The sequence below is a fragment of the Rhodococcus sp. USK10 genome, from assembly GCF_019378875.1.
Classification (GTDB): domain Bacteria; phylum Actinomycetota; class Actinomycetes; order Mycobacteriales; family Mycobacteriaceae; genus Rhodococcus_F; species Rhodococcus_F pseudokoreensis.
Map to the genome: position 1 here is coordinate 1,506,272 of NZ_CP076048.1, position 8,729 is coordinate 1,515,000.

Genomic DNA, 8,729 nt, shown 5'->3' on the forward strand with positions numbered 1-8,729 from the left:
CAATTCCGCACGCCGCCTCGTTGACGTACGGCGTACCATATACCCGGCGAAAGGCGCAGTAGTGACAGCAGAGCCCACCATCGCCGGCTGCGCGGCCACATTCGTCTCCGCCGACCCTCCCCGCGACTCCCGCCTGGTGTTCTGGAGCGATTCGCCGGACGGGCCGAAGCCACCGAATACCGATTCCCGCACCGGGATCTTCACCGGGGAAGCGGTGAACAGCGTTCCGACGCAGAATGTTTCCCTCGCTGACGCGCTACCGATGCTGCTCTCGCCGGCACCCGGCGACACGGCGCATCGATCGATCACGTTCTGGGCCGCCTCCGCCCGCACCGCCCTCGGCTACCTCGGGGCGGGCAAGGTTCTTCCCTCGGTCACACCGCACGGCCGCGACGTCTGGCGACTCGGCACCCTCGACGACGAGGACGCATCACACCTGCGTCTGCTGGCCGCCGCCCTCCCGCCGGAAGCCCGCGCCATCCCGCTCGGGGATCCGCCCGCCGAGGGAGTCCGCCTCCCCGCCGCCGTGGACGTCCTGCGCGACTTCCTCACCGCGGTCGTCGACATCCTCCCGCGACTCGGTTCGCCCGCCGACGCGGGCCCGTACCTGGACTGGGATGCCGAACCCTCCCCGGGACTGCACGCGTGGGCGGACGCCCAGGCGCCCGAGGCGATCGCGCTGTCGTTGCGGATCGACCCCGTCGATCCCGGCGCGGTCGATCTCTCGGACAGCGAGTTCGACGCCACGGTCCAGGTTCACGGTGTCGCGCGGCCCGGAGTGGTGTGCGACGCCGTCGACCTGTGGCGGCATCCGACGCTCGCCGAGTCCGCGTTCGCCGCCGACCCGCGGATCGACGTTCTCGGCGCCCTCCGCCGCGCGGCCGAGGACTGAGCGCCCCTCGAAGATCTGCTGCGGGCGGAAGCGCCGCACCGCATCCGTCTCGAGGACGACGACCTGGCCTCCCTCGCCGGGGACGCCGGCCGTCGGCTGCGCGAGCGGGGCGTCCAGATCCATTGGCCGCGCGAACTCGTCGCCCAGACCTCGACCCGCATCATCCTCGGCGACCCCGGATCCTGCGAGGGCGCAGCCGCTTTCGGCGGCGACCGTGCCTTCGACTTCGCCTGGCGCGTCGCGGTCGGCGAGGACGTACTCACGCGGGAAGAGATGGAAGCGCTCGTGTCGGCGAAGCGGCCAGTCGTGAAACTCCGCAACCGGTACGTCGTCGCGGACTCCGACACAATACGAAAGACACTTCAGAGGCGGACCGGAACGATGACGGCCGTCGAGGCGCTGCGGGCCTCGCTGACCGGCCGGGCCAGGCGCGGCGAGGACGACGTCCGCGTCGATTCCTACGGGGCGGCCGCGGCCGTGGCGCGGGAGTTGTCCGACGGGGATCCGGAGGCCGTGCCGGCGCCGACAGCCCTGCGCGCGCAGTTGCGGGACTACCAGCTGACCGGCTTCCGCTGGCTCGCCGGGCTCACGTCACGGGGCCTGGGCGCCTGCCTCGCCGACGACATGGGCCTGGGAAAGACGTTGACCCTCATCGCGCTTCACCTGCACCGGCAGCAGAACCCGGACACGGCAGGACCCACGCTGGTGGTCTGTCCCGCGTCCCTGCTGGGGAACTGGCGGCGGGAGATCGAACGTTTCGCACCGGGCACCGGTGTCCTCGTCCACCACGGCCCGAAGCGCCGGCCTCCCGGTGAGACGGTTGCGGACGGCAGCAATACCGTCGTCCTCACCACGTACGCGACGATGCGGCTCGACTGCGAAGTCCTCGCAGGCACCGCGTGGGGTCTGGTCGTCGCGGACGAGGCGCAGCATCTGAAGAACCGGGCCGCTGCCGTGACGCGGGCGCTGCGGACGATTCCGGGGCAGGCGCGCGTCGCCCTCACCGGCACACCGGTGGAGAACCGGCTGAGCGACCTCTGGTCGATCCTCGACGGCGTCACCCCGGGTCTCCTCGGCCCGTACGCGCAGTTCCGCCGCCGCTACGACGGCTCGGCCGACGAGGAGGACGGGCCCGACCGCGCGGCGGAGTTGGCGGCGTTGATCTCGCCGTTCGTCCTCCGGCGCAGGAAGTCCGATCCGGGGATCGCCCCCGAACTTCCACCGAAGACCGAGATCGACCTCGACGTCACTCTCACCCCCGAGCAGGCCGGCATGTACGAGGCGCTCGTCCGCGAAGCCATGGAACGGATCGAGACGAGCGAGGGCATCGGGCGGCGCGGCAGCATCGTGTCGCTGCTGACCGGTCTGAAGCAGATCTGTAATCACCCCGCCCAGTACCTCGGCCAGGAGCACGCCGCGCTCACCGGCCGTTCCCACAAGATCGGTCTGCTCGACGAGCTGATCGACACCAACCTGTCGGAGGGCGGGCGTTCCCTCGTGTTCACCCACTTCACCACGATGGGACGACTGCTGCGACGGCACCTGACGACGCGCGGAGTGACGTGCGAGTTCCTGCACGGAGGCACGTCCGTCGCGACCCGGGAGGACCTGGTCGAACGCTTCCAGAACGGCGACATCCCCGTCCTGATCCTGTCCCTCAAGGCCGCAGGCACCGGGTTGAACCTCACCCGGGCCGATCACGTCGTCCACTTCGACCGCTGGTGGAACCCGGCGGTCGAAGATCAGGCCACCGATCGCGCCTATAGGATCGGTCAGACGCACCCGGTTGTCGTGCACCGGCTCGTCACCGCGGGAACCATCGAGGAACGCATCGCCGCCATGCTCGCGTCCAAGCGGCAACTCGCCGACTCGGTCCTGTCGCACGGCGCCGACGCCTTTACCGAGCTGAGCGGCGGCGAACTCGCCCGGCTGGTGGCCCTGAGCCCCGACTACGACTTCGGAGGTGACCTGTGACCGACGCCGTCACGCATCCCCGATTCCCCGCGCAGAAGGGCCGCCGCACGCGCGGCAGGACCTGGTGGGCGCAACGCTGGGTCGACGACGTCGAGCAGGCCGCGCTCGACTCGGACACGCTGAAACGCGGACGCGCCTATGCCCGTGGCGGACTGGTCGGTCCGCTCACGTTCGCGCCCGGGCTCGTCTCCGCGGAGGTGCACACCGACGACGAGAGCCTGCACGTGCGGATCCGGGTGGACCCGCTGGACGAGCGCCAGTGGGGCGAGGTGCTCGCGACCCTCGCGTCGCGGAGCGGTCATGTCGCCCAGTTGTCGAGCGGGACGCTCCCCCGCGAACTCGACGAGGATCTCGCGGCCGTCGACGTGTCACTGATTCCGTCGATGTTCGACGCCGACGCAACCTGCACCTGCGAGGAGTGGGACGTGCCGTGTCGCCACGCCGCCGCGGTGCTGTATCAGGCCGCGTGGGTCCTCGACGACGACCCGCTGCTGTTCTTCCTGCTGGGGGGCGCGAGGGACAGGAGATTCTGCAACGCAGGCACGGCGCGCACGCGGAGACGTCCCGGTCGTCCTTCGACGATGCGTGCGTCCCGGTGCCCGCGACGGATGCCTACGCCGCAGTGCCCGGACCGCTTCCGACACCGCCCCGCCCCGGCGGAAGCCCGGTGCGGCCACGCTGGCTCGACGACGCTCCCCCGGATGTTCGGGCCGACGCCGTGTGGTCTGCGATCGTCACTGCGATTTCGCGATACGGAGACCGTGTCTGAGGTCGTCCGCCGGCCCCGGTACCAGGCTGGGTGCGACCACCCGGGCCCCGGTCGCCGGATACGGCGTGCAGATCTGGACGTCGTGCACGAAGCACCAGCGCCAGTTGTCCCCCGCATGGAGCGACTGGACGATCGGATGACCGCTGCGTTCCGCATGGTGTCGCGCGTGCCGCATCGGTGATCCGTCGCTGCATCCGACATAGCCGCACGTCAGGCACAACATCAGGTGCTCCCAGCGGGTACCGAGTGCGAGACAGCCCTCGCACCCGTCCGACGTGTGCGCGACGACATCGCGAATCATGTTCAGATCAGGATCGTGCCAATTATTGGATTGGGTCATAAGTGCCACCCCTCAGTTACCTAGATTGGCGGCTGATCCGTCTCGCCACATGGTCACGGCGGAACGAAAGAATCCCCCGAAATCCGGCCCCGCCGGACAGCGTCCCGGTTTCGACGGCGCAAAACGGGGTAGTTCCATGCCATGGATCTGGATGCAGCCCCAGACCCGAGGGTGGATCACACCCCGCGGGCCACGAACCTGTCGGCGGTGCTGGCCGTGACCGCACACATGCACGACTGCGGGAATCGGGACGAGATCCTGGCCCTGCTCGCCGAAGCCCTCCCCGAACTCGGTCCCTTCTCGATCGAACCCGTGACCGTGCTGACGGGCGAAGTCCCCGACGACGACGTCTGGCGGCACCGCGTGTTGCTCGACGATTCGTGGTCCAGGCCGGTGTCGCTGACACTGCGGGCCGACTACCCGCCGACGCCGGTGCAGGCGACGCTCCTCGAGTTGTTGATTCAGCACACGGGGTCGGCCCTGCGCGCCGCGTCGCTCCGCGCCCGGGCCGCCACCCAGGAACGCCAACTGCGCGAGGCCACGGGCGAGATCACCGCGATCGGCACGAGGGCCGCGCGGCTCGAGGAGGAAGCGAAGATCCACCGCACGTTCGGGCGACTCGCCGCGACCGGCGCCGACGAGACCGCCATCGCAGAGACCCTCCACCAGATGACCGGACTCGTTGTCGGCATCGAGGACGCGTTCGGCAATCTTCGTGTCCGGTCCGGCCCGGACCCGTCCGGGCCGGCGCTCCGGTACCGCAAGGTCGGCGGCGGGAACCGGGTCGACGTCCTGCGCCGCGCCGCGATGGAGGGGCGCCCGCTGCGGGACGACAACCGGATCGTGCAGTTGGTCCGGCCCGGACAGATACTTCTCGGTGTCCTGTATCTGTCCGACCCGGACCACAAGGCCACCGACCTCGACACCTTCGCCCTCGAGCACGCCGCGACGATGCTCGCGGTCGACATGGCGCACCGCAGATCGCTCGCCGAGACGGAGGCGCGGCTGAGCCGCGACCTGGGTGCCGACCTACTGGCCGGCACCGACGACGACAGCGCCTACTCGCGGGCCGACGCCCTCGGCTACGACCTGCACACACCGCAACGCGTCCTGGTCGTCCACTGGGGTCCGGACACATCCGTCGAGACCGTCACGGAAGCGTTCCGTCGTCACCTGACGGCCACCGACTCGTCGGCCCTCCTCGTTCACGGCAACGAGCACCGAACCGGTGTCCTCGCCGCCGTCATGGACGCAAAGACGGACGTGAACACCATATTCGCAGCGTTGGAGAAGTCGCTCGGCCCCGCCGTCGGTGTGGTCGGGGTCGGATCCGAATGCACCTCTCCCAGCACACTCCCGGAGTCGTACACGCACGCGATGCGCGCCCTCGAAATCCGTAAGCAGTCGCTCTCGCCTCGTGGTGTGGCGTTGTTCGACGAACTCGGCGTCTACCGCATTCTCGACTCGCACAGCAGTACCGGAGATGTCGAGGCATTCGTGCAGGAATGGCTGGGCCCCCTGCTCGACTACGACCGAGAGCACCGCAGCACGATGACGGCCACACTCGCCCAATACCTCGAATGCGGCGGCAAATACGACGAGACCGCGCAGGCCCTCAGGATCCACCGCAGCACCCTCCGGTACCGGATGTCCCGCATCCACGAACTGACCGGCCGTGATCTCCGCAGTGTCGACACACGCCTGAATCTTCATCTGGCATCACGGGCACTGCAGGTCCTGGCCGGCGGTACGCCGGGGTGAAAGGGTGTGTGCGGCAACGGTTGCCGTCGGCAAAACTGTTCTGGAAATGCCGAAAGCCCCCCAACGAGGTTGGGGGGCTTTCGGTAACGGATGTTCGGCGGTGTCCTACTCTCCCACACCCTGTCGGGTGCAGTACCATCGGCGCTGGAGGGCTTAGCTTCCGGGTTCGGAATGGGACCGGGCGTTTCCCCTCCGCTATGGCCGCCGTAACTCTGTGAAATCAACACTCCACCACGGTCTTCGGTGGAGTGTTGATTTCACAGACCCCTTTTCTTTCAAAGAGGGTCTGTGTTCACTCCACCAATTCCCGCAGGGAACGTGTGTGTTGTTTCAGATACTGCACAGTGGACGCGTAGCTTCTTTGTGGTAAGTCCTCGGCCTATTAGTACCAGTCACCTGCACCCGTTACCGGGCTTCCAGTTCTGGCCTATCAACCCGGTGGTCTGCCGGGGGCCTTACCCCCTCGAGGGGGTGAGAAACCTCATCTTGGAACAGGCTTCCCGCTTAGATGCTTTCAGCGGTTATCCCTTCCGAACGTAGCTAACCAGCGGTGCTCCTGGTGGAACAACTGGCACACCAGAGGTTCGTCCGTCCCGGTCCTCTCGTACTAGGGACAGCCTTCCTCAAGTTTCTAACGCGCGCGGCGGATAGAGACCGAACTGTCTCACGACGTTCTAAACCCAGCTCGCGTGCCGCTTTAATGGGCGAACAGCCCAACCCTTGGGACCTACTCCAGCCCCAGGATGCGACGAGCCGACATCGAGGTGCCAAACCATCCCGTCGATATGGACTCTTGGGGAAGATCAGCCTGTTATCCCCGGGGTACCTTTTATCCGTTGAGCGACACCGCTTCCACTTGCCGGTGCCGGATCACTAGTCCCGACTTTCGTCCCTGCTCGACCTGTCAGTCTCACAGTCAAGCTCCCTTGTGCACTTGCACTCGACACCTGATTGCCAACCAGGCTGAGGGAACCTTTGGGCGCCTCCGTTACATTTTGGGAGGCAACCGCCCCAGTTAAACTACCCACCAGGCACTGTCCCTGAACCAGATCATGGTCCGAGGTTAGAGGTCCAATACGATCAGAGTGGTATTTCAACAACGACTCCACACTCACTGGCGTGAGCGCTTCACAGTCTCCCACCTATCCTACACAAACCGAACCGAACACCAATACCAAGCTGTAGTGAAGGTCCCGGGGTCTTTTCGTCCTGCCGCGCGTAACGAGCATCTTTACTCGTAATGCAATTTCGCCGAGTCTATGGTTGAGACAGCTGAGAAGTCGTTACGCCATTCGTGCAGGTCGGAACTTACCCGACAAGGAATTTCGCTACCTTAGGATGGTTATAGTTACCACCGCCGTTTACTGGGGCTTAAATTCTCAGCTTCGCCACAAGTGGCTAACCGGTCCTCTTAACCTTCCAGCACCGGGCAGGCGTCAGTCCGTATACATCGTCTTACGACTTCGCACGGACCTGTGTTTTTAGTAAACAGTCGCTTCTCACTGGTCTCTGCGGCCCCACCCAGCTCAGGAAGCAAGTTCCATCACCGGACGAGGCCCCCCTTCTCCCGAAGTTACGGGGGCATTTTGCCGAGTTCCTTAACCATAGTTATCTCGATCGCCTTAGTATTCTCTACCTGACCACCTGTGTCGGTTTGGGGTACGGGCCGTGTGAAAGCTCGCTAGAGGCTTTTCTCGGCAGCATAGGATCACTGAATTCGCCTCATTCGGCTATGCGTCACCTCTCAGGCTGTGTGAACGGCGGATTTGCCTACCGTTCGCCCTACAGGCTTACACCAGTATTACCACTGACTGGCTCAGCTACCTTCCTGCGTCACCCCATCGCTTGGCTACTACCAGATCAGGTCCCATGCATCCACATCCAGGGCCCCCGAAGGGACGTAAGGACGCTTCAGGATGGTTAGTATCACTGATTCACCAGGGGCGCGTTCACACGGGTACGGGAATATCAACCCGTTGTCCATCGGCTACGCCTGTCGGCCTCGTCTTAGGTCCCGACTCACCCTGGGCGGATTAACCTGGCCCAGGAACCCTTGGTCATTCGGCGGACGAGTTTCTCACTCGTCTTTCGCTACTCATGCCTGCATTCTCACTCGTGTGGCCTCCACGGCTGGGTCACCCCGCCGCTTCCATGGCCACACGACGCTCCCCTACCCACCCACACCACTGCCCAAGACTCCGCAGAATCAAGGGGTGCATTGTGTGAGTGCCGCAGCTTCGGTGGTGTACTTGAGCCCCGCTACATTGTCGGCGCAGGATCACTTGACCAGTGAGCTATTACGCACTCTTTCAAGGGTGGCTGCTTCTAAGCCAACCTCCTGGTTGTCTTCGCGACCCCACATCCTTTTCCACTTAGTACACGCTTAGGGACCTTAGCTGGCGATCTGGGCTGTTTCCCTCTCGACTACGAACCTTATCGCCCGCAGTCTCACTGCCGCGCTCTCACTCACCGGCATTCGGAGTTTGGCTGATTTCGGTAAGCTTGTGGGCCCCCTAGACCATCCAGTAGCTCTACCTCCGGTGAGAAACACGCGACGCTGCACCTAAATGCATTTCGGGGAGAACCAGCTATCACGGAGTTTGATTGGCCTTTCACCCCTACCCACAGCTCATCCCCTCAGTTTTCAACCTAAGTGGGTTCGGTCCTCCACGACGTCTTACCGTCGCTTCAACCTGGCCATGGGTAGATCACTCCGCTTCGGGTCTAGAACATGCCACTACGGACGCCCTATTCGGACTCGCTTTCGCTACGGCTACCCCACACGGGTTAACCTCGCGACATGCCACTAACTCGCAGGCTCATTCTTCAAAAGGCACGCCATCACCCCCAGCCACAAGTGGCTCGAAGGCTTTGACGGATTGTAAGCGCACGGTTTCAGGTACTATTTCACTCCCCTCCCGGGGTACTTTTCACCTTTCCCTCACGGTACTAGTCCGCTATCGGTCACCAGGGAGTATTCAGGCTTATCGGGT

The 8,729-nt window shown here is 65.0% G+C and carries 4 protein-coding genes, 2 rRNA genes and 1 pseudogene (1 of these 7 cut by a window edge); 4 read left to right on the forward strand and 3 right to left on the reverse strand.

The genetic code is table 11. From position 1 onward, the window contains the following. Positions 1-61: 61 nt before the first annotated feature. The 3 genes from I1A62_RS46340 (at position 62) to I1A62_RS46855 (ending at position 3,816) form a co-directional block, all read left to right on the forward strand. Positions 62-892 carry a hypothetical protein gene (locus I1A62_RS46340; protein WP_257890798.1) on the forward strand — a complete coding sequence of 277 codons (831 nt, stop codon included), beginning with the start codon at positions 62-64 and terminating at the stop codon, positions 890-892. Positions 893-934: 42 nt separating this feature from the next. Next, entirely contained in the window at positions 935-2,866 is a 1,932-nt protein-coding gene (locus I1A62_RS13960) for a DEAD/DEAH box helicase (protein ID WP_257890947.1), read from the forward strand. 383 nt (positions 2,867-3,249) lie between these two features. Further along, a complete protein-coding gene (locus I1A62_RS46855) occupies positions 3,250-3,816 on the forward strand; it encodes an SWIM zinc finger family protein (protein ID WP_308340778.1) in 567 nt (188 codons plus the stop codon). Here the strand turns inward: I1A62_RS46855 and I1A62_RS46860 are convergent. Beyond that, positions 3,766-3,975, reverse strand: a pseudogene (locus I1A62_RS46860) (UBP-type zinc finger domain-containing protein); the annotation flags it as partial. The gene I1A62_RS46855 and the pseudogene I1A62_RS46860 sit on opposite strands and share 51 nt — an antisense overlap. 141 nt (positions 3,976-4,116) lie before the next feature. Between I1A62_RS46860 and I1A62_RS13975 the strand changes: the two are divergent. Continuing rightward, positions 4,117-5,736 (forward strand): CdaR family transcriptional regulator, encoded by a 1,620-nt coding sequence (locus I1A62_RS13975; protein WP_124390042.1) that lies wholly within the window; start codon positions 4,117-4,119, stop codon positions 5,734-5,736. Positions 5,737-5,828: 92 nt separating this feature from the next. On the opposite strand, the gene rrf is transcribed toward I1A62_RS13975, so the two are convergent. Next, positions 5,829-5,945: ribosomal RNA gene (gene rrf / locus I1A62_RS13980) — 5S ribosomal RNA — on the reverse strand. Positions 5,946-6,098: 153 nt separating this feature from the next. After that, positions 6,099-8,729: ribosomal RNA gene (locus tag I1A62_RS13985) — 23S ribosomal RNA — on the reverse strand (it continues 502 nt past the right edge of the window).